Raw genomic sequence first — 26,323 nt, 5'->3', positions numbered from 1 at the left:
CGCTGTGGGCACAGCGGGACTGGGGCGGCGCCTTTTCCCGGTGACCCCCGGGGCCGTGCGCGTTCCCGTCGCGCCCCGGGGCGGCACCCGCTGATGGGTGGGCGCGCGGCCCCTCCGGGCTCACCTCCCTGGGCCGCAGGCCGGGCGGGGGCCGGTTCGCCGAAACGAACACCGTAGGAGACGTACACCCATGCCCGAAGGGCATACGATCCACCGCCTCGCCGAGGACCACCTCGCGCGCTTCGGCGGGCACCCCGTGCGCGTCACCAGCCCGCAGGGCAAGTTCTCCGACAGCGCCGCGCTGATCGACGGGCAGGTCCTCGACGGCGTCGACGCCCACGGCAAGCACCTGTTCCTCGGGTTCGGGGCCGGCTGGGTCCACATCCACCTGGGGCTGTTCGGCAAGGTGGGCTTCGGGGACGCGCCCGCGCCGCCGCCCACCGACACGGTGCGGCTGCGGATCGCCGGCGCCGGGGCGTACATGGACCTGCGCGGCCCCACCACCTGCGCCCTGATCACCGGGCCGGAGAAGCGGGCGATACACGAGCGGCTCGGCCCCGACCCGCTGCGCGACGGCGACGACCCCGACAAGGCGTGGCGGCGCGTCTCCCGCAGCCGTACCGCCGTCGCCGCCCTGCTGATGGACCAGAAGGTCCTCGCGGGCGTCGGCAACGTCTACCGCGCCGAGGTCCTCTTCCGGCACGGCATCGACCCCTACCGGGCGGGCAAGGACCTCACCCGGGCCGAGTGGGACGCGATCTGGGCCGACCTCGTCGCGCTGATGCGCGAGGGCGTGCGCGACAACCGCATCGACACCGTCCGCCCCGAGCACACCCCCGAGGCCATGGGCCGGCCGCCCCGGGTGGACGACCACGGCGGCGAGGTGTACGTCTACCGACGGGCCACGCTGCCCTGCCACATCTGCGGCGGCGAGATCCGCACCGCCGGTCTCGCCGCCCGCAACCTGTTCTGGTGCCCCACCTGTCAGAAGCCGTGAGGCAGCCAGGGCGCGACCGGGGAGCCGAAGGCGAGCGACGCCTCGGCCAGCGCGCCATGCCGCACCTCCCGCACCAGGCCCGCGCCGGCCAGGGACGCCAGGGACACCCCGCCCAGGTACGCCGCGCCCAGCTCCCGTACCGACAGGGTCAGCTCCGCGGGGTCGTCCGTGCGTGAGCACGTCGCGCCCTTGGCGTCGCCCGACAGCCGCCACCGCCCCGTGTTCCACGGGCAGAAGGAGTCCTCCACCTCCAGGACCACGTCCACCGGCGCCAGGTACGTCCGCGCCTCCAGCGCGGCGGGCAGGTCGACCACCCGCAGGTGCAGCCCGTCCTGGACGCGCAGGTCGCAGCGCCGGACGTCCGACACCAGGTGCTGCCAGGCGTCGTCCACCGGACGGTTGGGCACCTGGACCGTCGACATCAGGTCGATCCCGCACAGGAACCGCCACACCGCCGCGTACGCCGCCGGGTCCAGCGCGCCCATGTGACGCAGCCGCACCGTCCCCTGCGGCCCGGCCGGGGACCACTCCGGCTTCGTGCTGTACAGCGCGTACCCGACGGCCTCGCCGTCCCGCTCCGCCAGCACGCACTGGAGCGCCGACGCCCCGTCCCGGACCCCCGGTGGGTCGAGCAGCGGGAGCCGCTCCCAGCCGGGGCGGCGGGCGAGCATGCCCGGCCGCCCGGGAACCAGCCGCGCGTACACGGCCTCGCACGCCGCGCTCGCCTCCGACGGCGCGACGAGCCGCAGCGCTACGTCATCCGTCCCGGGCGGCACGGACAGACGCACCCGATTCGTGTCGATCTCCGCGCGCATCTGCCGGGTGGCGACGCCGTACCCGAACCGCCCGTAGATGACCGGCTCCGACGCCGTCAGCACGGCCAGCGGCTCACCCCAGGCGAAGACGTCGTCGAGCTGCCGCCGCATCATCGACGTGAGGACGCCGCGCCGCCGGTGCGTCGGCGCCACGCTCACCATGGTCACGCCCGCCGCGGGCACCAGACCGCCCCCCGGCACCGACAGCCGGAACGTGAACGCCCCCGCCGTACCGACGCACACGTCGCCGTCCCAGACGCCGACCGAGCGCTCGCACTCGGTGAGCGCCTGCCACAGCTCGCGCTCCTGGCGGGCTTCCAGTACGCCGCCGAAGGCCAGCTCCAACTGCCCGTACCACTCGTCCCATTCGGCCGGCCGCAGCACGCGTAAGTCTGTCGTCATATGCCATGCGTATCAGGCACCGTTCCCCGCGGCGACCCAATTTCGAACGCAATGTCACAGGGGTCCCCCTGCACGGGGCCCCACCGGGTGGATAGGGTCCAGGCCAATGGCCCGTAGCGCACGAGTGGACGCGTACCTGGCCCGGATGCGGAAGTCCGCCCGCCGGGTCAAGGTCGCGCTGCGCAAATCCGGCGTCGACTACTTCCGCGGCGACGGCTCCGACTGGATCGCCCTGGCCGGGCTGCTGCTCACCATCCCGGCGATCACCCTGCTCACCATCGCCACCCCCGTGTGGGCCGCGCCCTCCGCGCTCGTCCTGCCCATCGTGGCGGGCGGTCTGCTGCTGCGCCCGGCGAGCCTGCTGGGCCTGTACGCGGCGGCCGCCGGCGCCCTGATCGTCGAGTCCGCCGTGCTCGGCCCCTACCCGGGGGGCGCCGCCCGGGTCACGCCCGGCACCGTCCTGGTGGTGGCCGCCTGCGGGCTGTTCGGGCTGCTGATCGCCCAGTTCCGCGCCCGGGTCGGCGTGCCGTGGCGGCGCGGCGGGACGATGCTGTTCGACCTGCGCGAACGCATCCGCGTCCAGAGCGCCCTGCCCCGGCTGCCGAAGGGCTGGCACCACGAGATGGCGCTGCGCCCGGCGGGCGGCCAGTCCTTCTCGGGCGACTTCGTGGTCGCGGCCCGCACCAACGGCGGCCGCACCCTCGAGGTCGTCCTGACCGACGTGTCCGGCAAGGGCATGGACGCGGGCTCCCGCGCCCTGCTCCTGTCCGGGGCCTTCGGCGGGCTGCTCGGTTCGCTGCCACCGCACGGCTTCCTGCCGGCGGCCAACGGCTACCTGCTGCGCCAGGACTGGGACGAGGGCTTCGCCACCTCGATCCACCTCGTGCTGGACCTGGAGTCGGGCGACTACGAGCTGCTGTCGGCGGGACACCTCCCGGCGCTGCAGCTCCACGCGGGCAGCGGCCGGTGGGAGGAGAAGGCCGGCGAGGGCCCGCTGCTGGGCGTGTACGACGGTGCCGAGTTCCACCCGGTCAAGGGCTCGCTGCGGCCCGGGGACGTGCTGATGCTGTTCACGGACGGTCTGGTGGAGGCGGCCGACCGGGACATCGCCGAGGGCATCGACCGGCTCACCGGCGAGGCCGACCGCCATGTGACGTCCGGCTTCGAGGGCTCGGCGTGGCACCTGATCGAGGCGTGCGCCAAGGACGTCAACGACGACCGGGCGCTGTTGCTGATCACCCGGGACGCGTAGGGGGCATCCATGACGTATCTGACGACGGCCGAGGTCGAGGCGCTCGCGATCGAGGCGCACGCGGGCCAGACCGACAAGGCGGGCCGCCCGTACGCCGAGCACCTGCGGGCCGTCGCGGAGGGCGTACGCGCCCGGGGCGGCAGCGACGAGCAGATCGCCGCGGCATGGCTGCACGACGCCGTGGAGGACGACCGGCTGCCGGAGGAGTGGCTCCGGGGCGCCGCGCTCCCCGAGGCCGTGAAGGACATGGTGCTGGCGCTCACCAAGCGGCCGGGCGAGGAGCTCGAGGCGTACACCGCCCGCGTGCTGGCCGTGCCGGGCGCCCTCCTGGTCAAGGAGGCCGACCTGGCGCACAACGCCGACCCGGACCGCCTCGCCGTCCTGGACGAGGCGACCCGGGCCCGGCTGACCGCCAAGTACGCGCGCACGCGGGCCCTGCTTGGCCTCAGCGCCTGCTGACGCCCGCCTCCCGCGCGTCGCCCCGGAACGCCCACTCCATCCGCGGCTCGGTCACCCAGCGCAGCGCCCGCCGCACCGGCGGGGTGCACATCGCGGTCACCGCGACGGCGGCCACCACCGTCACCACGACCCGCCCGAGGGGCGTGTCGAGCCGGTACGCCGGAACGAGCGCCCAGTACTCCATCCCCTTCACCAGGAACCCGTGCAGCAGGTAACCGCAGATGGTGCCCGCCCCGAGGACGGTGAACCAGGTCCTGCGGCGCGGCACCCAGGCGAGGAAGGCCGCGGTCAGCACCAGGGCGCAGCCGAACAGCGCGAACGTCATGACCGGCCCCGCCCACCAGGGCGCGTCCAGTTCCTCGGCGCTGGTCGAGCGGTAGAACCAGCTCATCCGGATGTCGGGGGCGATCCAGTACGTGAACGCCAGGGCGCCCAGGGCGACCGGCACGGCCAGCAGCCGCGCCGGGCGGCGGCGCACCAGCGCGAAGTGCTCCGGCTTCAGCGACAGGCCCAGCACGAAGAACGGCAGGAACTGGAAGATGCGCTGGAGGTCCAGGTCCTGGGAGATGCCCGGGGTGAGCGACGCGAGCGCGGCGACGACCAGGGCGAGGGCCAGCGGATGGCGGACGCTGCGCCACAGGGGCGTGGTCAGCCGCCACACGAACAGGGCGATCAGGAACCAGGTGAGGTAGATGGGGTCGGTCAGGCTGATGGCCTGGTCGGGGGTGCCGCCCGCCCAGCGCCGGTAGAGCGAGTACGCCACCTCGAACACCAGGTACGGCACGACCAGTCCGGTGACCAGGCGCTTGAGCTGGTGGGGCCGCCCGGCGAAGCTGCGTGAGAAGTAGCCGGAGATCACGATGAACGCCGGCATGTGGAACGTGTAGACGAACATGTAGAGCGCCCTGGTCGCCCTGCTGCCGTCCATGACGGGCTCCCACGCGTGCGCCATGGCCACGAGCACGATCGCCAGGTACTTGGCGTTGTCGAAGAACGCGTCCCGGCCGGGTCTGTCCGCCGTCCGTTCGCGCGTGTCCGCACCGGTCTCGGGCTCCCGCACCGGCGGGAGCAGGGTCTGCTGATTTCCATGCGCAGCCTGGAACATTTGAGGCACCCTAACCACGCCCCAGGCCATTCGTAAAACCTGCTGGAAAACCTGCGCTTTTGTTTCTGACACCACCCGCAACCGCACCCTATGCCCCAATTAATCCCTCTTAAATGGTGCATATCGTTACGCTCTCCGCCACAGAGAATTACGTGCCGAGCACGCTGCGAATTTCCTGTGACCACTCTGTGTGCGACCTGAAACGATCACATTGAATTCGAAGTCTGCTTTTCGGTCCGCCGCCCGCCCCGGACGCGGCCGCGACCGATCCTCGTGTGAACGATGTGTCAGCGGCCCTCCCACGTGGGGATGTTGGTGGCACGATGGAGCGAACGGGGGGCGCCGGGCCGCGCACCCCCGGGCCGGCAAGGCGGACCGACCGAGGGTGTGTGATCAGTTGTGGCCATTTCACTGTCCGTGGTGCTGCTGTTGGCGATCATCCTCGTGGTGCTGATCCGCGGCGGCTCCCTGAAGGCGGGCCCCGCGATAGTCGCCGTGCTCTTCGGCTTCTTCCTCGCCTCGTCCGGCATGGCGCCGTCGATACAGCGTTTCCTCGACTCGATCGCGGCCACGATCAACCAGATCAGTTTCTGAGCCATTCGCCCCGGTCGCGGCGGGTCATGGCCGGTTCCAGACTGGAGGAGGGGCGCCAGTCGAGGAGGAACCATGACGGGAACGACGCGCGAGCAGGCTCCCGTCGCCATCGAGGGCGACGGCGTGGAGCTGCGGATGCGGGAGATCGGCGGTGACATGACCGCCGCCTTCATCACCTTCCCCCGGGGAACGGACATGCGCCCCGCGCTGAAGGGCATGCCCGACGACCTGTGCCAGTGCCCCCACTGGGGTTTCCTGTTCAAGGGCCGGCTGAGGATGCACACCGGCGCCGGCTCGGACGACTACGAGGCGGGCCAGGCCTTCTACTGGGCGCCCGGCCACGCGCCTGAGGCCCTGGAGGACTGCGAGTTCCTGGACATCTCGCCGACCGACAAGTTCAACGAGGTGATCGCCCACGTCAAGGCGAACATGGGCTGAAACGCGGACGCGGCCCGGAGGGAGATCACCTGACCTCCCACCCGGGCCGCGGCCGGACGGAGCGGGCGACGGGAATCGAACCCGCGTAGCTAGTTTGGAAGACTAGGGCTCTACCATTGAGCTACGCCCGCGAGCAACGCACCGCGGGTCACGGGGACCGCGGCGCGAACGCATCGTCATCGTAGCGGGTCGGGCCCGGTCGTCGCACACTCCTTAAGGTGCCGACGCAGCGCCGTGGGGCATGTACCCTACGTGTCGCACCGACGGGGTGTGGCGCAGCTTGGTAGCGCGTCCGCTTTGGGAGCGGAAGGCCGTGGGTTCAAATCCCGCCACCCCGACCACACCAGACGCGCCGGACCACGTGCGCAACCAAGATCACATTGTGGGCCCCATCCCGCTTGCGGTTACTATGCAAGCTGCGTGCCCGTGTGTCTCTCTGACCGGGCCGAATCCGCCGGAACCGCCGACCAGCGGCCCGGCAGAATCCAAGAATCAGCCACCAAGGAGACCGAACCGTGAAGAGCGCCGTGGAGACCCTGAACCCGACCCGGGTTCGGCTCACTGTCGAGGTGCCCTTCGAGGAGCTCAAGGACAGCCTCGACGCGGCGTACAAGAAGATCAACCAGCAGGTCACGGTCAAGGGCTTCCGCAAGGGCAAGATCCCGGCTCGTGTCATCGACCAGCGGTTCGGCCGTGGTGCGGTGCTGGAGGAGGCCGTCAACGACGCCCTCCCGAAGTTCTACACCGAGGCCGTCAACGAGGCCGAGGTCAACCCGCTGGGCCAGCCCGAGGTCGACATCACCGAGCTGAAGGACGGCGAGCTGCTGGCCTTCACCGCCGAGGTCGACATCCGCCCGGCCATCGAGATCCCGGACTACTCCGGCATCGAGGTCACCGTCGACGCCGTCGAGGTCACCGACGAGGACGTCGAGAAGTCCGTGGAGCAGCTCCGCGACCGCTTCGCCTCCACCAACCCGGTCGAGCGCGCCGCCGCCGAGGGCGACGTCGTGACGATCGACCTCGAGGCCAAGGTCGACGGCGAGGTCCTCCCGGACGGCGTCGCGAGCGGCGTGCAGTACACGATCGGCTCCGGTGAGCTCCTCGACGGCATCGACGAGGCCGTGACGGGCCTGGAGGCCGGGGGTGAGGCCACCTTCACCTCCACCCTGAAGGGCGGCTCCGCCGAGGGCAAGGAGGCCGAGGTCGCCGTCAAGGTCACCCAGGTCGCCGCCCGTGAGCTCCCCGAGCTCGACGACGACTTCGCCCAGATGGCGTCCGAGTTCGACACCCTCGAGGAGCTGAAGGCCGACAGCCGCAAGCGCCTCGAGAACATGAAGCAGTACGACCAGGCCACCCAGGCCCAGGAGCGCGTCCTGGACGAGCTGCTGGAGCTGGCCGAGGTGCCGATCCCCGAGAAGCTCCTCGAGGACGAGGTCAACACTCGCAAGCACAACCTCGAGCACCACCAGCTCGGCCAGATGGGTCTGTCCCTCGAGAAGTACCTGGAGCTCCAGGGCAAGACCGTCGAGGAGTTCGAGAACGAGACCCGCGAGCAGGCGGTCAAGGGCATCAAGACCCAGTTCATCCTGGACGAGCTGGTCAACAAGGAGAAGCTCAACGTCAACCAGGAGGAGCTCACCGAGCACCTCATGCGGCGTGCGGCGTCCTCCGGCATGAGCCCCGACCAGTTCGCCAAGGCCGTCGTCGAGGGCGGCCAGGTGCCGATGCTCGTCGGCGAGGTCGCCCGCGGCAAGGCCCTCGCGGTCGTCGTCGAGGCCGCCAAGGTCGTCGACACCAACGGTGAGCCGGTCGAGCTGGACGACGACGAGGACGAGGCCGCCGAGACGGCCGAGGCCTCCGCCGAGGAGTCCGAGCAGTCCGAGGACAAGACCGAGGCCTGAGCCACGGCCCCGGCATGAGCGGTCCGACGGGCCCGATCCGCACCCGCGTGCGGTCGGGCCCGTCGCCGTACGGCCCCGCCGGGCCCGCGCCGCCCCCGCCGGGCCCTTCCCGGCCCAACTACCTTGCGCTCCCAGCGAACAGTTCGGGAACCGGGATGGCGCCCGCCGACCAGCGCGTTAGGGTCCATGAATACGAGGGCAGGGGAGTACCCGCCCCCAGTACGTACGACGCTGAGACGGCCGGAGCCGTCAGAGACGAGCAGGTGGATACGTGACGAATCTGATGCCTTACGCCGCGGGTGAGCCGTCCATCGGTGGTGGCCTCGGCGACCATGTCTACAACCGGCTGCTCGGCGAGCGGATCATCTTCCTCGGCCAGCAGGTCGACGACGAGATCGCGAACAAGATCACCTCGCAGATGCTGCTCCTTGCCGCCGACCCGGACAAGGACATCTACCTCTACATCAACAGCCCGGGTGGTTCGGTGACCGCTGGCATGGCGATCTACGACACCATGCAGTACATCCCGAACGACGTCGTGACCATCGGTATGGGCATGGCGGCCTCCATGGGCCAGTTCCTGCTCACCGGTGGTACCGCCGGCAAGCGCTTCGCGCTGCCGAACACCGACATCCTGATGCACCAGGGCTCCGCCGGCATCGGCGGCACCGCCTCGGACATCAAGATCCAGGCGGAGTACCTCCTCCGTACCAAGAAGCGCATGGCCGAGATCACCGCGCGCCACTCCGGCCAGACCGTGGAGACGATCATCCGCGACGGTGACCGCGACCGCTGGTTCACCGCCGAGGAGGCCAAGGAGTACGGCCTGATCGACGACATCATGTCTGCCGCCGCGGGCGTTCCGGGCGGTGGCGGCACCGGCGCCTGATCCTCCCCCAGAGGGGGGACCCCCAGCCCGTGCCCCTCGCCTCCCAGCCCCGCCGAACGCCACCAGGATGGTGAACACCCACATGAGCAACTTCTCCGCGAGCGGCCTCTACACCGGCCCGCAGGTGGACAACCGGTATGTCGTCCCGCGCTTCGTCGAGCGCACCTCCCAGGGCGTGCGCGAGTACGACCCGTACGCGAAGCTCTTCGAGGAGCGCGTGATCTTCCTGGGCGTGCAGATCGACGACGCCTCCGCCAACGACGTCATGGCGCAGCTCCTGTGCCTGGAGTCGATGGACCCGGACCGTGACATCTCCATCTACATCAACAGCCCCGGTGGCTCCTTCACCGCGCTGACGGCCATCTACGACACGATGCAGTTCGTGAAGCCGGACATCCAGACGGTCTGCATGGGCCAGGCGGCCTCCGCCGCGGCCGTGCTGCTGGCCGCCGGCACCCCCGGCAAGCGGATGGCCCTGCCGAACGCCCGCGTGCTGATCCACCAGCCGTCCGGCGGTACGGGCCGCGAGCAGCTCTCCGACCTGGAGATCGCGGCCAACGAGATCCTGCGTATGCGTACGCAGCTCGAGGAGATGCTGGCCAAGCACTCCACCCAGCCGATCGAGAAGATCCGCGACGACATCGAGCGCGACAAGATCCTCACGGCCGAGGACGCCCTGGCGTACGGCCTGGTGGACCAGATCGTCTCCACCCGCAAGAGCACCGCGGCGGCGGCAGCCTGACGGACCGACCTGCCCTTGGCACGGTGTGAACCGTGCCAAGGGGGGCCCGAACGAGGGGCCCGGCAAGGTACCGTCGGATATGAGGCACCAGGAGCCGGCTGAACCAAGCCGCTCCCAGGCGAAGGGGAAGCACCTCGTGGCACGCATCGGTGATGGCGGCGACCTGCTCAAGTGCTCGTTCTGCGGAAAGAGCCAGAAGCAGGTGAAGAAGCTCATCGCAGGCCCCGGTGTGTACATCTGCGACGAGTGCATCGACCTCTGCAACGAGATCATCGAAGAGGAGCTCGCGGAGACGAGCGAGGTCCGCTGGGAGGAACTCCCCAAGCCCCGCGAGATCTACGAGTTCCTGGAGGGGTACGTCGTCGGGCAGGAGCCCGCGAAGAAGGCCCTCTCCGTCGCGGTGTACAACCACTACAAGCGCGTCCAGGCCGGCGAGAACGGCGGCGCGCAGGGCCGGGACGACGCGATCGAACTCGCCAAGTCCAACATCCTGTTGCTGGGCCCCACCGGCTCCGGCAAGACGCTGCTGGCCCAGACCCTGGCCCGGATGCTCAACGTCCCGTTCGCCATCGCCGACGCGACGGCGCTCACGGAGGCGGGCTACGTGGGCGAGGACGTCGAGAACATCCTGCTGAAGCTCATCCAGGCCGCCGACTACGACGTCAAGAAGGCCGAAACGGGCATCATCTACATCGACGAGATCGACAAGGTCGCCCGTAAGAGCGAAAACCCGTCCATCACTCGTGATGTGTCGGGCGAGGGCGTACAGCAGGCGCTCCTCAAAATCCTGGAGGGCACGACGGCTTCGGTCCCGCCGCAGGGCGGCCGCAAGCACCCGCACCAGGAGTTCATCCAGATCGACACGACGAACGTGCTGTTCATCGTGGGCGGTGCCTTCGCCGGCCTGGAGAAGATCATCGAATCACGGGCGGGTGCGAAGGGCATCGGCTTCGGCGCGACGATCCGCTCCAAGCGCGAGATCGAGGCGAGCGACCAGTTCCAGGAGGTCATGCCGGAGGACCTGGTGAAGTTCGGGATGATCCCCGAGTTCATCGGCCGTCTCCCCGTCATCACCTCGGTCCACAACCTGGACCGCGAGGCGCTGCTGAAGATCCTCGTCGAGCCCCGCAACGCGCTGGTGAAGCAGTACCAGCGCCTGTTCGAACTCGACGGTGTGGAACTGGACTTCGACCGCCCCGCCCTGGAGGCCATCGCCGACCAGGCCATCCTCCGCGGCACGGGCGCACGCGGCCTGCGCGCCATCATGGAAGAGGTCCTGATGTCCGTGATGTACGAGGTCCCGTCCCGCAAGGACGTGGCCCGCGTGGTCATCACCGAGGACGTCGTCCACAACAACGTGAACCCCACCCTGGTCCCCCGCGTCGTCAAGGACCCGGGCCGCCACGAGAAGTCCGCGTAACGGCACGCACACCGAAGGGCGCCCGCCCGGTTCCAGGAACCGGACGGGCGCCCTTGCGTTGCGCGGAGGGTCAGGCCTTGGTGCGCGAGGTGTTGTAGAGCTTGGCGGCCAGGTCGGCGACCTGCTCCTGCGGGACGGCCTTGCCGCCGGTGCCGAGCATCTGCGCGAAGTCGATCACGTTGACGGCGCCGATGGTGCTGTAGTCGGCCCACACGCACAGCGGCAGCTCGAACGACTTCGGGCCGAGGCCGCCCGCGTCGCCGCCCTCCTTGGGGCTGGACTTGATCGTCTGGCACTTCATCAGCGCGCCCTCGAAGCCGGCGGGCTCCACGGAAGTGGGGCTGCCCACGAGCTCGACGGTGACGTCGGAGTCCTCCTCCTCCTTGGAGCTCTTCTCCAGCATCGTGAAGTAGCCGTCGACCGCCTTCTCCGGGTCGTCGATCTGGCCCCACAGGCCGGTCAGGCTCAGGACCTTGCCCTTCATGGGGTCGGACTCCGAACCGGACTTGTACTGGGCGCCCGCCTGCTGCGGGTTCTTGATGCCGAGCGCGGCCTCGGCTTCCTTCTTGTCCTTGTCGGACATGGACTCCGGAGTGTCCTTGTCCTTCTTGTACTCACCGACCGAGGCGGCCGGGGTCAGCTTGTACCCCTTCGTGTCGTCGCCCACCGCGCTGTTGCCGCCCGCGCCGCCGCCGAAGACGAAGTAGGCGCCCACGCCGATCGCCGCGACCACGGCGACGGCGCCGATGATCAGGCCCGTCTTCTTCTTGGGGGCCGGCGGCGGGGGCGGGGGGTAGGCGCCGGGGCCGGCGCCGTAGGGCTGCTGCGGGGGCTGGCCGTAGGGGCCGGGCTGCTGGGGGTAGCCGTAACCCTGCGGCGGCACGCCCTGGGGCGGCGGGGCCTGCTGGGGGTAGCCGTAGCCGGGCTGGGGCTGCTGCGGGGGCTGGCCGTACGGCCCGGGCTGCTGGGGCTGTCCGCCGTACGGGCCCGGCTGGTTGTAACTCATTAAGGGGTTCCCCCTCCGAATGCTTATGCGTTCCTCACATCCTGGCCGAAACCCCGCGGCGGCGGCACGGCGGGGGTCACACCGTTACCGAACATTCCCGTTTCAGTACGGGCCTGTGACACCTCTAAACTGGGCCCGTGACCGAGAACACTCAGCAGCAGCCAGCATCCGTCCCCGAACTGCCGACCCAGTACGCGCCGGCCGAGGTAGAGGGGAAGCTGTATGAGCGCTGGGTAGAGCGCGGTTACTTCACGGCCGACGCGAAGAGCGAGAAGCCCCCGTACACCATCGTCATTCCGCCGCCGAACGTCACCGGCAGCCTCCACCTGGGTCACGCCTTCCAGCACACGCTCATGGACGCCCTCACCCGCCGCAAGCGGATGCAGGGGTTCGAGGCGCTGTGGCTGCCCGGCATGGACCACGCCGGCATCGCCACCCAGAACAAGGTCGAGCAGCAGCTCGCCGAGGAGGGCAAGTCCCGCCACGACCTGGGCCGCGAGGACTTCGTCGAGCGTGTCTGGCAGTGGAAGGAGGAGTACGGCGGCAAGATCCTCGGCCAGATGCGCCGCCTCGGCGACGGCGTCGACTGGTCGCGCGAGCGGTTCACCATGGACGAGGGCCTGTCCAAGGCCGTCCAGACCATCTTCAAGCGGCTCTACGACGACGAGCTGATCTACCGCGCCGAGCGCATCATCAACTGGTGCCCGCGCTGCCTGACCGCCATCTCGGACATCGAGGTGGAGTACCAGGAGGACGACGGCGAGCTCGTCTCCATCCAGTACGGCGAGGGCGACGAGACGCTGGTCGTCGCGACCACCCGCGCCGAGACGATGCTCGGTGACACCGCGGTCGCCGTCCACCCGGACGACGAGCGGTACAAGCACCTCGTCGGCAAGCGGATCAAGCTCCCGCTGACGGACCGTACGATCCCCGTCGTCGCCGACACGCACGTCGACCCCGAGTTCGGCACCGGCGCCGTCAAGGTGACCCCGGCCCACGACCCGAACGACTTCGCGATCGGCCAGCGCCACGGCCTGGAGTCCATGACGATCATGGACGAGCGCGGTGTCCTCACCGTCCACGGCCCCTTCCAGGGCCTGGACCGGTTCGAGGCGCGCAGCGCCGTCGTCGGCGCCCTGCGCTCGCAGGGCCGGATCGTCGCCGAGAAGCGCCCGTACGTCCACTCCGTCGGCCACTGCTCGCGCTGCAAGACCACCATCGAGCCGCGCCTGTCGATGCAGTGGTGGGTGAAGGTCGAGCCGCTGGCGAAGGCCGCCGGGGACGCGGTCCGCGACGGTCGGGTCAAGATCCACCCCGAGGACATGTCGAAGCGGTACTTCGACTGGGTCGACAACATGCACGACTGGTGCATCTCGCGCCAGCTCTGGTGGGGCCACCGCATCCCCGTCTGGTACGGGCCGGACGGCGAGGTCGTCTGCGTCGGACCGGACGACGAGGCTCCCACCGGCGAGGGCTGGACGCAGGACACCGACGTCCTGGACACCTGGTTCTCGTCCGGCCTGTGGCCGTTCTCCACGCTCGGCTGGCCGGAGCGGACGCCGGACCTGGAGAAGTTCTACTCCACCGACGTCCTGCTCACCGGCCACGACATCATCTTCTTCTGGGTCGCCCGGATGATGATGTTCGGCCTGTACGCGATGGACGGCGAGGTCCCGTTCAGGACCATCGCCCTGACCGGCCTGGTCCGTGACGAGCGCGGCAAGAAGATGTCGAAGTCGTTCGGCAACGTCGTCGACCCGCTGGACTGGATGGACGCCTACGGCTCCGACGCCGTCCGCTTCACCCTGGCCCGCGGCGCCAACCCCGGCACCGACGTCCCGATCGGCGAGGACTGGGTCCAGGCGTCCCGGAACTTCGCCAACAAGATCTGGAACGCCACCCGCTTCGCGCTGATGAACGGCGCCACGGTGGAGGGTCCGCTGCCGGAGCCGTCGCAGATGTCGGCCACCGACCGGTGGATCCTGTCGCGGCTCAACAAGACGGTCGCCGAAGTCGACGCGTACTACGACGACTTCGAGTTCGCGAAGCTCTCGGACACGCTGTACCACTTCGCGTGGGACGAGGTCTTCGACTGGTACGTCGAGCTGTCGAAGACCACGTTCTTCGGCGGCGGCGAGCCCGCCAAGGTCTCGGCCCGGGTCCTGGGCGAGGTCCTGGACGTGACGCTGCGGCTGCTGCACCCGGTGGTCCCGTTCGTCACCGAGACGCTGTGGACCTCCCTCACCGGCGGGGAGTCGCTCGTCGTCGCCGACTGGCCCGACGACAGCGGCTTCCGCGACGAGGCCGCCGAGCGCGAGATCGAGCTGGTCCAGCGCGTCGTCACCGAGGTCCGCCGCTTCCGCTCCGACCAGGGCCTCCAGCCCGGCCAGAAGGTCCCGGCCCGCCTGGACCTGGCCGGCACGGACCTGGCGCCGCACGAGGCCGCGATCCGCCAGCTCCTGCGCCTCCAGTCGGAGGGCGAGGGCTTCCACGCCACCGCCTCCCTGCCGGTCGCGGGCGCCACGGTCGCGCTCGACCTGTCGGGCACCATCGACGTGGCGGCCGAGCGCAAGCGCCTCGCGAAGGACCTGGCCGCCGCCGAGAAGGAGCGCCAGCAGGCGCGGGCCAAGCTCGGCAACGAGGCGTTCCTCGCCAAGGCCCCCGACCAGGTCGTGGAGAAGATCCGCACCCGCCTGGCCAAGGCCGAGGAGGACATCGCCCGGATCGAGAACCAGCTCGCGAGCCTGCCCGAGGCGTAGGCACGCCGGTGCGGCGGGGGATGATGGGGCGCATGCCCCTCGCCCCCGCCGCATCCGTGTTCCGGCGCGCCGCCGCGTCCCCGCGGGCGCACGACGCCGTCACGGCCGCGAGCGGGTTCGCGCTGATGCTGCTGGACGTGCCGGGGCTCGCCGCAGCCGACAACTCGCTGACCGGCCTGACCGCCACCCTGGTCCTCGGCGCGGGCGCGGCGACGCTGCTGGTGCGCCGACGGGCACCGTGGGTGCCGTACGCGGTCGCCCTGGTCCTGGTGGCATGGCTGCACGAACTGACGCTCATTCAGTTCGCGCTGTACTCCCTGGGCCGTTTCCGTGGCCGGCGCGCCGGGATCCCGGCCGCCGCCGGATACCTGGCCGTGGCGTACGGGCTGACGGGGATGCCCGCCGCGCTGGTGGTGCCCATCGGCGTCCTGGCCACCGCGGTCGGCGTCGCCGCCTACCGCCAGGACCTCGTGCGCGAACTCCAGGGGCGGCGGGCCGAGGCCGCCGCCCTGCACGCCGTCCACGAGGAGCGCACCTCGGTGGCGCGGGACGTGCACGACCTGGTCGGCCGCGAGCTGACCGTCCTCGCCGTGCGCGCCGAGGTCCTCGCCGGGCGCGCCCGGGACACCCCGCACCGGCCGGACTTCGAGGAGCTCGCCGACACCGCGCGCCGCGCCCACCACATGCTCAACGAGACGATCGTCCGCCGGGCCGGTGACCCGGGCGCCACGCCCGGCCTGGACGCCCTGCCCGCGCTCGCCGACCAGAGCGGACGGATGGGCACCCCGGTGGAGCTCACCGTCGACCCCGAGGCCGCCCGGGTGTCACCGCTGCGCCAGGCGGCCGTCCACCGGGTCGTGCGGGAGTGCCTGACGAACGCGGCCAAGCACGCGCCGGGGCGGCCGGTCACCGTCACCGTCTCGGTCACCGGCGGCGCCGGGCCGCGCACGCTGCGCACCGAGGTCCGCAACGCCCTGCCCGACACGCCGCCGGAACCCGGCCCGCTCTCCACCGGCACGGGCCTGCCCTCCATGCGGGAGCGGGTGGCGGCCATGGGCGGCACGCTCACGGCACGCCGCCGCGGGGGCGTGTACGAGGTGGTCGCCGTGCTCCCGCTCTGAGCGGTGTCGGTGGTGCTCCGTAGACTGGCCCTGTGAGTGAGCAGCCCCCGTCAAGCGACAGCGACGACTTCGACGAGATCGTGGAAGCCGAGACCGAGAGAGACCCCGACCTGGCGGTGATCGAGGCCGGCAGCCGAACGCTGCGCGCACAGGCCGGACCACCGCCGGCCGCCGAGGCGGTGCCCGCGCGGCCCGCCGACCCGGAGGTCGACAAGGCGCTGCGGGAGGTGGAGCAGGAGCTCGCCACCCGCTGGGGCGAGACCAAGCTGGAGCCGTCGGTGGCGCGGATCGCGGCCCTGATGGACGTGCTGGGCGAGCCGCAGCGCGCGTACCCCTCGATCCACATCACCGGCACGAACGGCAAGACGTCCACGGCCCGGATGATCGAGGCGCTGCTCGGCGCGTTCGACCTGCGCACCGGGCGGTACACCTCGCCGCACGTGCAGTCGATCACCGAGCGGATCAGCCTGGACGGCGCGCCGATCAGCCACGAGCGCTTCATCGAGACGTACCAGGACATCAAGCCGTACGTGGAGATGGTCGACGCGAGCCAGGAGTACCGGCTGTCGTTCTTCGAGGTCCTCACCGGTATGGCGTACGCCGCGTTCGCCGACGCGCCGGTGGACGTGGCGGTCGTCGAGGTCGGCATGGGCGGGAGCTGGGACGCGACGAACGTGATCGACGGCGACGTCGCCGTCGTCACCCCCATCGACCTGGACCACACCGACCGGCTCGGCGCCACGCCCGCCGCGATCGCGGGGGAGAAGTCCGGGATCATCAAGCAGGGCGCCACCGTCATCCTGGCCCAGCAGCCGGTGGACGCGGCGCAGGTCATGCTGAAGAAGGCCGTCGGGGTCGACGCGACCGTGGCCCGCGAGGGCATGGAGTTCGGCGTCGTCTCGCGCGAGGTCGCCGTCGGCGGGCAGCTCCTGACGCTGCGCGGGCTCGGCGGTGAGTACGAGGAGATCTTCCTGCCGCTGTACGGCGCGCACCAGGCGCACAATGCGGCGGTGGCGCTCGCGGCCGTGGAGGCGTTCTTCGGCGTGGGCGCCCAGGAGGCCCGCACCCTGGACGTGGAGCGCATCCGCCAGGCGTTCGCCTCGGTGGTCTCGCCGGGCCGCCTGGAGGTGGTGCGGCGCAGCCCGACCGTGGTGCTGGACGCCGCGCACAACCCGGCGGGCGCGCGCGCCACGGCCGAGGGCATCAGCGAGGCGTTCGGCTTCTCCCGGCTGGTGGGCGTCGTCGCCACCAGTGGGGACAAGGACGTCCGGGGCCTGCTGGAGGCGTTCGAGCCGATCTTCGCGGAGATCGTCGTCACGCAGAACTCCACGCACCGCGCGATGGACGCCGACGAGCTGGCCGCGATCGCCGTCGAGGTCTTCGGCGACGAGCGGGTGGTGGTCGAGCCGCGGCTGCCCGACGCGCTGGAGGCGGCGATCACGCTGGCGGAGGAGGAGGCCGAGTTCGCCGGGGCGGGTGTCCTGGTGACGGGGTCGGTGATGACGGTCGGCGAGGCCCGGCTGCTGCTGGGGAAGGGCTGAGGTTTCTCATGCGTACGCTCTGCGCGTCCACACTGATCGGCGAGTTCTTCGTGATCGGCTTCGCCGGTCTGGTGGCCATGAAGGACGACAGCCTGACGATGGGCACCGTCTGGACGGTGTGCGGTGTCCTGATGGGGCTGAGCCTCCTGCTGTGCGGCATGATCACCCGTCCGGGCGGGATACAGCTCGGCTGGGCGCTCCAGGGGGCGCTGATCCTGAGCGGCTTCATCGTCCCGGTGATGTTCTTCCTGGGCGCGGTGTTCGCGGGGCTGTGGTGGGCGTCGGTCCACTTCGGCCGGAAGGTGGACGAGGCGAAGGCCAGATGGGCGGCCCAGTCCGGGTGACCGGTGGCCGGTCCGGGGGTCGCCCGAGGGGGTGGGACCCGGTGCCGGGCGGCCGGATGCCCCCTGTAGCCTCACCTCACCGCACACGTATGCCTGCAAGGAGCCGTAACACATGACCCAGCGCACGCTCGTCCTCCTCAAGCCCGACGCCGTCCGCCGTGGCCTGATCGGCGAGATCATCGGCCGCATCGAGCGCAAGGCCGGCTGGGCCATCACCGCGCTGGAGCTGCGCCACCTGGACCAGGAGACGCTGGAGCAGCACTACGGCGAGCACAAGGGCAAGCCGTTCTACGAGCCGCTGGTCGCCTTCATGTCGTCCGGCCCGGTCGTCGCGCTGGTCGTGGAGGGTGAGCGGGTCATCGAGGGTGTACGCCAGTTGGCGGGACCGACCGACCCGATCGCGGCGGCACCCGGGTCCATCCGTGGCGATTTCGGCACCATCGTCCGGGAGAACCTGATCCACGCCTCGGACTCGGAGGAGTCCGCCATTCGGGAACTGAAGATTTTCTTCCCCGGTATTTCCTGACCCGCTGTCAGCCATACAGCGCTCATGACCTGGGGCGACCGAAGGAATTTCGGTCGCCCTTCGGCATATGAACGCCCCGACCGGGAACGCATCGCTCCAACACTTCGTCACCTATACAGAGGCGGGCCACCGCGCCGTGTCCGCGCAGGCGGGACTACGATGTGAATCTCCTCGCCACACCACCCACCTCGCCGACCTGAGAAGCCGTCAACGCTCTAATTGGGAAGGCCCGACGCATCCTCATGGGAAACAAGGGGAACTCAATGTCGTTCATCGGCCGTGACATGGCTGTCGACCTCGGGACCGCCAACACGCTGGTGTACGTGAGGGGTCGCGGCATCGTCCTCAACGAGCCGTCCGTCGTCGCGATCAACACCAACACCGGCGGCATCCTGGCGGTCGGCGCAGAAGCGAAGAAGATGATCGGCCGCACGCCCGGCAACATCGTGGCGGTCCGGCCGCTGAAGGACGGCGTGATCGCCGACTTCGAGATCACCGAGCGCATGCTCCGGTATTTCATCCTCAAGATCCACAAGCGCCGCTACCTGGCCCGCCCGCGCGTCGTCGTCTGTGTGCCGTCCGGCATCACCGGCGTCGAGCGCCGCGCCGTCATCGAGGCGTCCACCCAGGCGGGCGCCCGCCAGGTGCACATCATCGAGGAGCCCATGGCCGCCGCCATCGGCTCCGGCCTCCCGGTCCACGAGGCCACCGGCAACATGGTGGTCGACATCGGTGGCGGCACCACCGAGGTCGCCGTCATCTCGCTCGGCGGAATCGTCACGGCACAGTCCATCCGGGTGGCCGGCGACGAGCTGGACAACGCGATCATCCAGCACGTCAAGAAGGAGTACAGCCTCCTCCTCGGTGAGCGGACCGCCGAACAGATCAAGATCACCATCGGCTCGGCGTACGACCTCGACACCGACGAGCACACCGAGATCCGCGGCCGGGACCTGGTCTCCGGGCTGCCGAAGACGGTCGTCATCTCGGCCGCCGAGGTGCGCAAGGCGATCGAGGAACCGGTCAACGCCATCGTCGACGCGGTCAAGACCACGCTCGACAAGTGTCCGCCCGAGCTGTCCGGCGACGTCATGGACCGCGGCATCGTGCTCACCGGCGGCGGTGCCCTGCTGCGCGGCCTCGACGAGCGGCTGCGCCGGGAGACCGGCATGCCGATCCACATCGCCGAGGACCCGCTGGACTCGGTGGCCCTCGGCTCGGGCAAGTGCGTCGAGGAGTTCGAGGCGCTCCAGCAGGTGCTGGACGCCCAGCCGCGCAGATAGCGGGACCACAGGTCAGCCGTACGGGTGCTGCCGGACCCGTACGGCTGATCGTTGATCCGGTTGACCCGGTTGGTATAACGGCACAAACACTCCTACGAGGAAGGCACGGCCGCCCCACGTGAGGGACACACGAGAGAGCCGCCTGCTCCTGGTGCTGCTGGTCGCCATCGCGTTCGCGCTGATCACGGTGGACATCCGCGGCGGTGAGGAGTCACCCGTCGACGGCGCCCGACGGGCAGCCGCCACCGTCTTCGGCCCGGTCGAGAACAGCGTCGCGTCCGCGGTCAACCCGGTCGGCAACGCCATCGCCGCCGTACGGGACTCGGGTGAACGCCACAGCCGCATCGCGCAGCTCGAGCGGGAGAACGCCGCGCTCAAGGCGAGACTCGGCAGCGACGACCGCAACCGCAGCCGCGTACGCGAACTCGACAACCTGCTCAGGAAGGCCGGCGCCGGCCAGTACGGCATCAAGGCCGCCGAGGTCATCGCCATAGGAGCCGCCCAGGGCTTCTCCTGGACGGTGACCATCGACGCCGGCTCCAACGACGGCATCCGGCGCGACATGACCGTCCTCAACGGGGACGGGCTCGTCGGCCGTGTCACCACCGTCGGCCCCAGCACCGCCACCGTGCTCCTCGCCAACGACCCGGACTTCACCGTCGGCACCCGCATGGAGCGGTCCGACGAGCTCGGCTTCGCCACCGGCCAGGGCGACCGCCCGCTGTCCGTGCAGCTCCTCAACGGCAAGGCCAAGGTCAAGGCGGGCGACCGGCTGGTCACCTTCGGCTCGCAGGCCGACAAGCCGTTCGTGCCCGGCGTCCCGGTCGGCGAGGTCGTCCGGGTCGACCCCTCCACCGGCAACCTCACGCGCAACATCTACGTACGCCCGTACGTCGGCTTCAGCAAGCTCGACATCGTCGGCGTCGTCGTCCAGTCCCCGCGCACGGACCCCCGCGACACCGTCCTGCCGCCCAAGCCCACGCCCGAACCGACCGTCACGGTCACGGTGACCCCGTCCCCGGCCGGGACGCCCAGCGGCGCGCCGAGCGGGCAGCCGGAGGTGGAGTGAGCCATGCGTTTCAACCGGATCCTGCTGTCCACGACCCTGCTCGTCGTCGCCCTCGTCATCCAGGTCTCGATCCTGGCCCGCCTCCAGCTCCCCGGCGCCGTCCCGGACCTGGTGCTGCTCGTCGTCGTCGGCCTCGCCCTGGTGTACGGGCACGTCAGCGGCGCCCTCATCGGCTTCGGCGCCGGACTCGTCGCCGACCTCGCCCCGCCCGCCGACCACGCCGCCGGGCGGTACGCCCTGGTCCTGTGCGTCATCGGCTACCTCGTCGGCCTCGCCAAGCCGGAGAACGGCCAGTTGCGCTCCGCGACCGGCCCCATGGTCATCGTCGTCGCCGCAGCCGTCTCCACCACGCTGCTCCACGCGGGTGTCGGCGCCCTCGTCGGCGACACCGCCGCCCGCCACGTCGGCATGGTCTCCCTGCTGATCACCGCCGTGATCTACGACCTGCTGCTCGCGCCCTTCACCGTGCCGCTGGTGATGGCCCTGGCCCGGCGCGCCGAGAACGACCCCCTCGCCGAGTCCACCACCGCCGGCACCGACGTCGCCTCGGGCTTCATGGCGAGCGGCACCGGCCTGAGGATCGGCGAGCAGCGCGGCGTCCTGCGCATCAAGGCCGCACGCAACCGGGCGGCACGGGCCGGCCGCATCAAGGGCGTCAAGCGACTGTGACCGAGGGGGCAACCGCGTCATGAGCAACATCCCGGAGACCGGGAGGACACCCAGGGTCCAGATCCGGCTCATCGTCATCCAGGTCCTGGTCTTCTCCCTGCTCCTCACCCTCGGCGGCCGCCTCTGGTACCTCCAGATCCGGCAGGGCAAGGAGTACACCGACGAGGCGAGGAACAACCACGTCCAGCAGGTCGTCCAGCCGGCCGTCCGCGGCTCCATCCTCGACGCCCGCGGCGTCCCCCTCGCCGACAACGAGACCCGCCTCGTGGTCTCCGCGTCCCGCACCGAGCTGCTGAAGATGAAGGACGACGGCAAGGGCGTCCTCACCAAGCTGGCCGGGGTCCTGGGCATGAAGCCCAAGGACGTCATGGACAAGATCCGCCTCTGCGACTCCGAGACCCCCCAGCCCTGCTGGAACGGCTCTCCCTTCCAGCCGATCCCCGTCACCGACGAGGCCACCACCCAGCAGGCCCTCCAGATCCGCGAGCGCGCCGAGGACTTCCCCGGCATCACCGCCGAACCCACCGCCGTACGCCGCTACACCGCGCCCGGCGGGGCCCGCGCCGCCCAGGTCCTCGGCTACCTCTCACCCGTCACCGACGAGGAGATCGAGAAGGCCAAGGACAGCGACTCGCCCTTCCTCCGCTCCGACCAGGTCGGCCGCTCCGGCCTCGAGCGCACGTACGACAAGGCGCTGCGCGGCAAGGCCGGCGTCACCCGCTACGAGGTCGACAACCTGGGCCGCGTCCTCGGCGAGGCCGAGAGCGACCCGGGCAGGCCCGGCGCCAACGTCGTCACCTCCATCGACGCACGTGTGCAGGCGGTCGCCGAGTACGAGCTCAACGCGGCGATGAAGGCCGTGCGCAAGGAGACCGACAAGATCACCGGCCGGCCCTACAAGGCCGACGCTGGCGCCGTCGTCGTCATGGAGTCCAAGACCGGCCGCGTCGTCGCCATGGCCTCCCAGCCCGACTACGACCCCAACGCCTGGGTCGGCGGCATCTCCGCCAAGGAGTACGCCAGGATGACCGGCAAGAACTCCAACTACCCGCTGCTCAACCGGGCCATCCAGGGCCAGGCACCCGCCGGCTCCGTGTTCAAGGTGGTCTCGGCGAGCGCGGCCGTACGGGCCGGCAACCCCTTCGACGGCCGCTACAACTGCTCCAGCTCCTACAGCCTCGGCGGCCGGAGCTTCGCCAACTTCGAGTCCAAGGGGCACGGCCCCATCTCCCTCGGCGACGCCCTGAAGTTCTCCTGCAACACCGTCTTCTACCGGCTCGGCCACGAGGAGTGGCAGCGCGACGGCGGCCTCAAGCCGAGGAAGAACGCCAACGACTGGTTCTACCGGACCGCGCACGACTTCGGCTTCGGCTCCGAGACGGGCATCGACCTGCCCAACGAGGTCAAGGGCCGCATCCCCGACCGCCACTGGAAGCAGGCGTTCTGGGAGGCCAACAAGGACGCGTGGTGCAAGCAGGGCAAGAAGGGCGGCAGCTACGTCGAGCAGATCGCCTTCGAGAGCTGCCTGGAGGGCAACCAGCTCAAGGCCTTCGACAGCATCAACTTCGCCATCGGCCAGGGTGACGTCCTCATCACCCCCATCCAGCTCGCCACCGCCTACGCCGCCATCAGCAACGGCGGCACCCTCCACCGGCCCACCATCGGCAAGGCCGTGATCAGCCCCGACGGCAAGAAGGTCGAGGAGATCAAGCCCCGCCCCGACGGCAGGCTGCCGGTCGACGCCGAGACCATCAGCGACCTCGACAAGGGCCTGCGCTCCGTCGTCGAGCCCGGCGGTACCGCCGCCTGGCGGTTCGGCGGCTGGCCGCAGGACAAGATCCCCATGCGGGCCAAGACCGGTACCGCCCAGGTCTACGGCAAGCAGACCACCTCCTGGTTCGCGACCTACACCGACGACTTCACCATCGTCATGACGATCTCCCAGGGCGGCACGGGTTCCGGCGCCTCCGGCCCCGCCGTACGCAACATCTATGACGCCCTGTACGGCCTCGACGACGCCGGCAACCAGGACCTCAAGCGGGCCCTGCTGCCCAAGCCGCAGGCGGCCCTGCCGAAGATCCAGCCCGACGGCACCATCGAGGCGCCGCCGGTCAAGCCGTACGACCCCAACGCCCAGAAGGTCGACCCGGCCGCGCAGGGCGACGGGGAGAAGCCGCTCGCGGGCCCGCCCCCCGTCTGGAGGGACTGACCCACGATGACCGGGACCAACAAGTTCTCCGTCTCGCGGTACGCGCCCGACCGCGGCGCCTGGGACAGGCTCACCGCCCGCGACTCGATGGTGCGCAGGCTCGACTGGCCGCTGCTGTTCTCCGCGGTCGCGCTCTCCTTCATCGGCTCGCTCCTGGTGTGGTCCGCCACCCGCAACCGCACCGAGCTCAACCAGGGCGACCCGTACTACTTCCTCTTCCGGCACGTCCTCAACACCGGCATCGGCGTCGCCCTGATGGTCGGCACGATCTGGCTCGGCCACCGCACCCTGCGCGGCGCGGTACCGGTGCTGTACGGGCTGTCGGTGGTGCTGGTCCTGCTCGTCCTCACCCCGCTGGGCGCGACCATCAACGGCGCCCACGCGTGGATCGTCATCGGCGGCGGATTCTCGCTCCAGCCCTCCGAATTCGTGAAGATCACGATCATCCTGGGCATGGCGATGCTGCTGGCCGCCAAGGTCGACGCCGGCGACCAGGTCCACCCCGACCACCGCACCGTCGCCAAGTCCCTCCTCATCGCCGTCGTACCCATGGCCATCGTCATGCTGATGCCGGACCTCGGCTCGGTGATGGTCATGGTCGTCATCGTGCTGGGCGTCCTGCTCGGCTCCGGCGCCTCCAACCGGTGGATCTTCGGACTCATCGGAGCGGGCGTCATCGGCGCGGTGGCCGTCGCGGCGCTCGGCGTGCTCGACCAGTACCAGATCAACCGGTTCGCCGCCTTCGCCAACCCCGAACTCGACCCGGCCGGCGCCGGCTACAACACCAACCAGGCACGCATCGCCATCGGCTCCGGCGGGCTGTACGGGGCGGGCCTCTTCAACGGCCACCAGACCACCGGCCAGTTCGTCCCCGAGCAGCAGACCGACTTCATCTTCACCGTCGCCGGCGAGGAGCTCGGCTTCATCGGCGGCGCCACGATCATCGCGCTGCTCGGCGTGGTGCTGTGGCGCGCCTGCCGGATCGCCCGCGAGACGAGCGAGCTGTACGGCACGGTCGTCGCCGCCGGGATCATCGCCTGGTTCGCGTTCCAGTCGTTCGAGAACATCGGCATGACGCTCGGCATCATGCCGGTCGCCGGCCTGCCGCTGCCGTTCGTGTCCTACGGAGGATCGTCGATGTTCGCCGTGTGGGTGGCGATCGGACTGCTCCAGTCGATCAGGGTGCAAAGGCCGCTTACGGCATAGATCCCCGCTGCCGGGGTAACTGGTGTCGAATGATGGCGGACGCGAAACGAGAGATCGAGCGGAAGTACGAAGCGGCCCCCGACACCCGGCTGCCGGACCTCACCGGCGTACGGAACGTCTCGGCCGTCGTCGACGGGGGCGTCGCCGAGCTGGACGCCGTCTACTACGACACCGAGGACCTGCGCCTCGCCGCCGCCTCCCTCACCCTGCGCCGCCGCACCGGCGGCGACGACGCCGGCTGGCACCTGAAGCTGCCGGTCGCCCCCGGCGTACGGGACGAACTGCACGCCCCGCTGGAGGACGACGTACCGGACGCGCTGGCCCGGCTCGTCCGCGCCAGGACCCGGGGTGCCGCGCTCGTCCCGCTGGTACGGCTCCGGTCCCACCGGCGGGTGCGCCGGCTCGTCGACGCCGAGGGCGCGCCGCTCGCCGAGGCGGTCACCGACACCGTCCGCGCCGAGCGCATCGCGGGCGGGCACGGCGGCACCGTCGAGTGGACCGAGATCGAGGTCGAGCTCGCCGACGGCGGAGACCCCGCGCTCCTCGACGCCGTCCACAAGCGCCTGCGCAAGAAGGGCCTGAAGCCCGCCGGCTCGGCATCCAAGCTCGCCAGGGCGCTCACCGACACCGGATGGCGGCCCCCCGAGCCGCCCGAGGAGGACGGCACGGCGGGCGGCCGCGTCCTCGCCCACCTGCGCGAGCAGGCCGGCAGGCTGGCCACCTACGACGCCGCCGTCCGCCGCGACCTGCCGGACGCCGTCCACCAGATGCGCGTCGCCACCCGCCGCCTGCGCAGCGCCTTCCGCTCGTACCGCAAGGTCCTCGACCGCCGCGTCACCGACCCCCTCGCCCAGGAGCTCAAGTGGCTGGCCGGCGAGCTGGGCGTCGACCGGGACCAGGAGGTCCTCACCGAGCGGCTCACCGCCCGCGTCGACGCCCTGCCCGTCACCCTGCTCCTCGGACCGGTCAGGGCCCGCCTGCGGGCCTGGGCCGGCGCCGGGCGCGCCGAGGCCCGCGCACGCACCCTCGCCGCCCTCGACAGCGACCGCTACACCGCTCTCCTGGACGCCCTCGACGCGCTGCTCGCCGACCCCCCGCTGCGCCCCGCCGCCGCGAAGGCCGCCGGTGACGTGCTGCCCCGCGCGATCCTCAAGGAGCACGCGCGGCTCGCCGCCCGCGTCGAGCGCGCCCTCGCCCTGCCCGCCGGACACGACCGGGACGTCGCCCTGCACGAGGCCCGCAAGACCGCCAAGCGCGTCCGGTACGCCGCCGAGGTGGCCCAGCCGGCGCTCGGCAGGCCCGCGAAGCGGTTCGCCAAGCGGGTGAAGGCCGTCCAGAAGGCCCTCGGCGAGCACCAGGACAGCGTCGTCGCCCGCGACACCCTCCGCGAGCTCGCCATCAAGGCCCACGCGGCGGGCGAGACCGCCTTCACCTGGGGCCTGCTCCACGGCCGGGAGGAGGCCCTGGCGGACCGGTGCGAGCGCGAACTGCCCGGGCTGTGGGAGCGGGCGGTACCGGGAAAGCCGGGGCGGCTCTGAGCGTGCGGGCACCGGGGTACGCTTGTAAGTCGCTCCCT

23 protein-coding genes and 2 tRNA genes are annotated in these 26,323 nt (G+C 70.7%); 21 read left to right on the top strand and 4 right to left on the bottom strand.

The features are described from left to right. The first annotated feature begins 190 nt into the window (after positions 1-190). Complete coding sequence (locus tag E2B92_RS13885; RefSeq protein ID WP_126886879.1) at positions 191-997, top strand: Fpg/Nei family DNA glycosylase; 807 nt, start codon at positions 191-193, stop codon at positions 995-997. Here the strand turns inward: E2B92_RS13885 and E2B92_RS13880 are convergent. Continuing rightward, positions 985-2,214 (bottom strand): GNAT family N-acetyltransferase, encoded by a 1,230-nt coding sequence (locus tag E2B92_RS13880; protein ID WP_126886880.1) that lies wholly within the window; start codon positions 2,212-2,214, stop codon positions 985-987. The genes E2B92_RS13885 and E2B92_RS13880 overlap by 13 nt on opposite strands. Positions 2,215-2,320: 106 nt before the next feature. Here E2B92_RS13880 and E2B92_RS13875 point away from each other — a divergent pair, with 106 nt between their 5' ends. Both E2B92_RS13875 and E2B92_RS13870 read left to right on the top strand, forming a co-directional pair. After that, on the top strand, positions 2,321-3,466 hold the full coding sequence (locus E2B92_RS13875) for a PP2C family protein-serine/threonine phosphatase (RefSeq protein WP_126886881.1): 1,146 nt from the start codon (positions 2,321-2,323) through the stop codon (positions 3,464-3,466). Positions 3,467-3,475: 9 nt separating this feature from the next. After that, complete coding sequence (locus E2B92_RS13870) at positions 3,476-3,925, top strand: HD domain-containing protein (protein ID WP_126886882.1); 450 nt, start codon at positions 3,476-3,478, stop codon at positions 3,923-3,925. Here the strand turns inward: E2B92_RS13870 and E2B92_RS13865 are convergent. Next, positions 3,912-5,030, bottom strand: coding sequence for an acyltransferase family protein (locus E2B92_RS13865; RefSeq protein ID WP_126886883.1), 1,119 nt, complete (start codon positions 5,028-5,030; stop codon positions 3,912-3,914). The two genes, E2B92_RS13870 and E2B92_RS13865, sit on opposite strands and share 14 nt — an antisense overlap. Before the next feature lie 399 nt (positions 5,031-5,429). On the opposite strand from E2B92_RS13865, the gene E2B92_RS13860 reads away from it, so the two are divergent. Together E2B92_RS13860 and E2B92_RS13855 are read left to right on the top strand one after the other, a co-directional pair. After that, positions 5,430-5,624, top strand: a complete 195-nt coding sequence (locus tag E2B92_RS13860; RefSeq protein ID WP_073751199.1) for a hypothetical protein — start codon at positions 5,430-5,432, stop codon at positions 5,622-5,624. Positions 5,625-5,696: 72 nt separating this feature from the next. Next, the gene (locus E2B92_RS13855) at positions 5,697-6,062 is read left to right on the top strand and encodes a hypothetical protein (protein WP_126886884.1); all 366 of its coding nucleotides are present in this window, start codon (positions 5,697-5,699) and stop codon (positions 6,060-6,062) included. Between the two features lie 60 nt (positions 6,063-6,122). On the opposite strand, the gene E2B92_RS13850 is transcribed toward E2B92_RS13855, so the two are convergent. Further along, positions 6,123-6,193 (bottom strand) — tRNA-Gly (locus tag E2B92_RS13850). 133 nt (positions 6,194-6,326) lie between these two features. On the opposite strand from E2B92_RS13850, the gene E2B92_RS13845 reads away from it, so the two are divergent. From E2B92_RS13845 to clpX, 5 genes are all read left to right on the top strand, one after another. Beyond that, positions 6,327-6,403 (top strand) — tRNA-Pro (locus tag E2B92_RS13845). A 174-nt stretch (positions 6,404-6,577) separates the two neighbouring features. Beyond that, entirely contained in the window at positions 6,578-7,963 is a 1,386-nt protein-coding gene (gene tig / locus E2B92_RS13840) for a trigger factor (protein ID WP_126886885.1), read from the top strand. Positions 7,964-8,234: 271 nt separating this feature from the next. Continuing rightward, entirely contained in the window at positions 8,235-8,852 is a 618-nt protein-coding gene (locus tag E2B92_RS13835; protein WP_126886886.1) for an ATP-dependent Clp protease proteolytic subunit, read from the top strand. Between the two features lie 67 nt (positions 8,853-8,919). Next, entirely contained in the window at positions 8,920-9,594 is a 675-nt protein-coding gene (locus tag E2B92_RS13830; protein ID WP_031070475.1) for an ATP-dependent Clp protease proteolytic subunit, read from the top strand. Positions 9,595-9,730: 136 nt separating this feature from the next. Continuing rightward, positions 9,731-11,014 carry an ATP-dependent Clp protease ATP-binding subunit ClpX gene (clpX, locus tag E2B92_RS13825; protein WP_031070473.1) on the top strand — a complete coding sequence of 428 codons (1,284 nt, stop codon included), beginning with the start codon at positions 9,731-9,733 and terminating at the stop codon, positions 11,012-11,014. A gap of 70 nt (positions 11,015-11,084) precedes the next feature. Here the strand turns inward: clpX and E2B92_RS13820 are convergent, their stop codons facing one another. Then, positions 11,085-12,020 (bottom strand): hypothetical protein, encoded by a 936-nt coding sequence (locus E2B92_RS13820; protein ID WP_133087537.1) that lies wholly within the window; start codon positions 12,018-12,020, stop codon positions 11,085-11,087. A gap of 137 nt (positions 12,021-12,157) precedes the next feature. Between E2B92_RS13820 and E2B92_RS13815 the strand changes: the two genes are divergently transcribed. The 11 genes from E2B92_RS13815 to E2B92_RS13765 all read left to right on the top strand — a co-directional run bounded on the left by E2B92_RS13815 (position 12,158) and on the right by E2B92_RS13765 (position 26,285). Beyond that, positions 12,158-14,779 carry a valine--tRNA ligase gene (locus E2B92_RS13815; protein WP_126884892.1) on the top strand — a complete coding sequence of 874 codons (2,622 nt, stop codon included), beginning with the start codon at positions 12,158-12,160 and terminating at the stop codon, positions 14,777-14,779. Positions 14,780-14,811: 32 nt separating this feature from the next. Next, positions 14,812-15,900: a sensor histidine kinase gene (locus E2B92_RS13810; RefSeq protein WP_126884893.1), complete on the top strand. Its 1,089-nt coding sequence runs from the start codon at positions 14,812-14,814 to the stop codon at positions 15,898-15,900. A 32-nt stretch (positions 15,901-15,932) separates the two neighbouring features. After that, the gene (gene folC / locus E2B92_RS13805) at positions 15,933-17,441 is read left to right on the top strand and encodes a bifunctional tetrahydrofolate synthase/dihydrofolate synthase (RefSeq protein ID WP_126884894.1); all 1,509 of its coding nucleotides are present in this window, start codon (positions 15,933-15,935) and stop codon (positions 17,439-17,441) included. Positions 17,442-17,449: 8 nt separating this feature from the next. Continuing rightward, positions 17,450-17,785 carry a DUF4233 domain-containing protein gene (locus E2B92_RS13800; protein ID WP_126884895.1) on the top strand — a complete coding sequence of 112 codons (336 nt, stop codon included), beginning with the start codon at positions 17,450-17,452 and terminating at the stop codon, positions 17,783-17,785. Positions 17,786-17,897: 112 nt separating this feature from the next. Beyond that, positions 17,898-18,311 (top strand): nucleoside-diphosphate kinase, encoded by a 414-nt coding sequence (ndk, locus tag E2B92_RS13795; protein WP_126884896.1) that lies wholly within the window; start codon positions 17,898-17,900, stop codon positions 18,309-18,311. A gap of 263 nt (positions 18,312-18,574) precedes the next feature. Then, the gene (locus E2B92_RS13790; RefSeq protein ID WP_064069523.1) at positions 18,575-19,594 is read left to right on the top strand and encodes a rod shape-determining protein; all 1,020 of its coding nucleotides are present in this window, start codon (positions 18,575-18,577) and stop codon (positions 19,592-19,594) included. 118 nt (positions 19,595-19,712) lie between these two features. Next, on the top strand, positions 19,713-20,663 hold the full coding sequence (mreC, locus tag E2B92_RS13785; protein WP_126884897.1) for a rod shape-determining protein MreC: 951 nt from the start codon (positions 19,713-19,715) through the stop codon (positions 20,661-20,663). Positions 20,664-20,666: 3 nt separating this feature from the next. After that, entirely contained in the window at positions 20,667-21,332 is a 666-nt protein-coding gene (gene mreD / locus E2B92_RS13780; protein ID WP_126884898.1) for a rod shape-determining protein MreD, read from the top strand. Positions 21,333-21,351: 19 nt separating this feature from the next. Then, positions 21,352-23,541, top strand: coding sequence for a penicillin-binding protein 2 (gene mrdA, locus E2B92_RS13775; RefSeq protein ID WP_126884899.1), 2,190 nt, complete (start codon positions 21,352-21,354; stop codon positions 23,539-23,541). Between the two features lie 6 nt (positions 23,542-23,547). Beyond that, positions 23,548-24,747: a rod shape-determining protein RodA gene (gene rodA, locus E2B92_RS13770; protein WP_126884900.1), complete on the top strand. Its 1,200-nt coding sequence runs from the start codon at positions 23,548-23,550 to the stop codon at positions 24,745-24,747. Between the two features lie 32 nt (positions 24,748-24,779). Beyond that, a complete protein-coding gene (locus tag E2B92_RS13765; RefSeq protein ID WP_126884901.1) occupies positions 24,780-26,285 on the top strand; it encodes a CYTH and CHAD domain-containing protein in 1,506 nt (501 codons plus the stop codon). Positions 26,286-26,323 lie beyond the last annotated feature (38 nt).

This window comes from Streptomyces sp. WAC05374, from assembly GCF_004353505.1.
In the GTDB taxonomy this organism is placed as follows: Bacteria; Actinomycetota; Actinomycetes; order Streptomycetales; family Streptomycetaceae; genus Streptomyces.
The sequence above is the reverse complement of the archived record's forward strand: the minus strand, read 5'-3'. Positions and strand labels throughout refer to the sequence as shown.

Excerpts from the sequence above, each read along its gene's own strand:
- mreD (WP_126884898.1), top strand. The coding sequence starts at position 20,667 with ATGCGTTTCAACCGGATCCTGCTGTCCACGACCCTGCTCGTCGTCGCC.
- E2B92_RS13800 (WP_126884895.1), top strand. The coding sequence starts at position 17,450 with ATGCGTACGCTCTGCGCGTCCACACTGATCGGCGAGTTCTTCGTGATC.
- ndk (WP_126884896.1), top strand. The coding sequence starts at position 17,898 with ATGACCCAGCGCACGCTCGTCCTCCTCAAGCCCGACGCCGTCCGCCGT.
- mrdA (WP_126884899.1), top strand. The coding sequence starts at position 21,352 with ATGAGCAACATCCCGGAGACCGGGAGGACACCCAGGGTCCAGATCCGG.
- E2B92_RS13865 (WP_126886883.1), bottom strand. The coding sequence starts at position 5,030 with ATGTTCCAGGCTGCGCATGGAAATCAGCAGACCCTGCTCCCGCCGGTG.
- E2B92_RS13830 (WP_031070475.1), top strand. The coding sequence starts at position 8,920 with ATGGTGAACACCCACATGAGCAACTTCTCCGCGAGCGGCCTCTACACC.
- E2B92_RS13810 (WP_126884893.1), top strand. The coding sequence starts at position 14,812 with ATGCCCCTCGCCCCCGCCGCATCCGTGTTCCGGCGCGCCGCCGCGTCC.
- E2B92_RS13765 (WP_126884901.1), top strand. The coding sequence starts at position 24,780 with ATGGCGGACGCGAAACGAGAGATCGAGCGGAAGTACGAAGCGGCCCCC.
- E2B92_RS13790 (WP_064069523.1), top strand. The coding sequence starts at position 18,575 with ATGTCGTTCATCGGCCGTGACATGGCTGTCGACCTCGGGACCGCCAAC.
- E2B92_RS13875 (WP_126886881.1), top strand. The coding sequence starts at position 2,321 with ATGGCCCGTAGCGCACGAGTGGACGCGTACCTGGCCCGGATGCGGAAG.
- E2B92_RS13885 (WP_126886879.1), top strand. The coding sequence starts at position 191 with ATGCCCGAAGGGCATACGATCCACCGCCTCGCCGAGGACCACCTCGCG.
- rodA (WP_126884900.1), top strand. The coding sequence starts at position 23,548 with ATGACCGGGACCAACAAGTTCTCCGTCTCGCGGTACGCGCCCGACCGC.
- E2B92_RS13870 (WP_126886882.1), top strand. The coding sequence starts at position 3,476 with ATGACGTATCTGACGACGGCCGAGGTCGAGGCGCTCGCGATCGAGGCG.
- E2B92_RS13880 (WP_126886880.1), bottom strand. The coding sequence starts at position 2,214 with ATGACGACAGACTTACGCGTGCTGCGGCCGGCCGAATGGGACGAGTGG.
- E2B92_RS13820 (WP_133087537.1), bottom strand. The coding sequence starts at position 12,020 with ATGAGTTACAACCAGCCGGGCCCGTACGGCGGACAGCCCCAGCAGCCC.
- E2B92_RS13855 (WP_126886884.1), top strand. The coding sequence starts at position 5,697 with ATGACGGGAACGACGCGCGAGCAGGCTCCCGTCGCCATCGAGGGCGAC.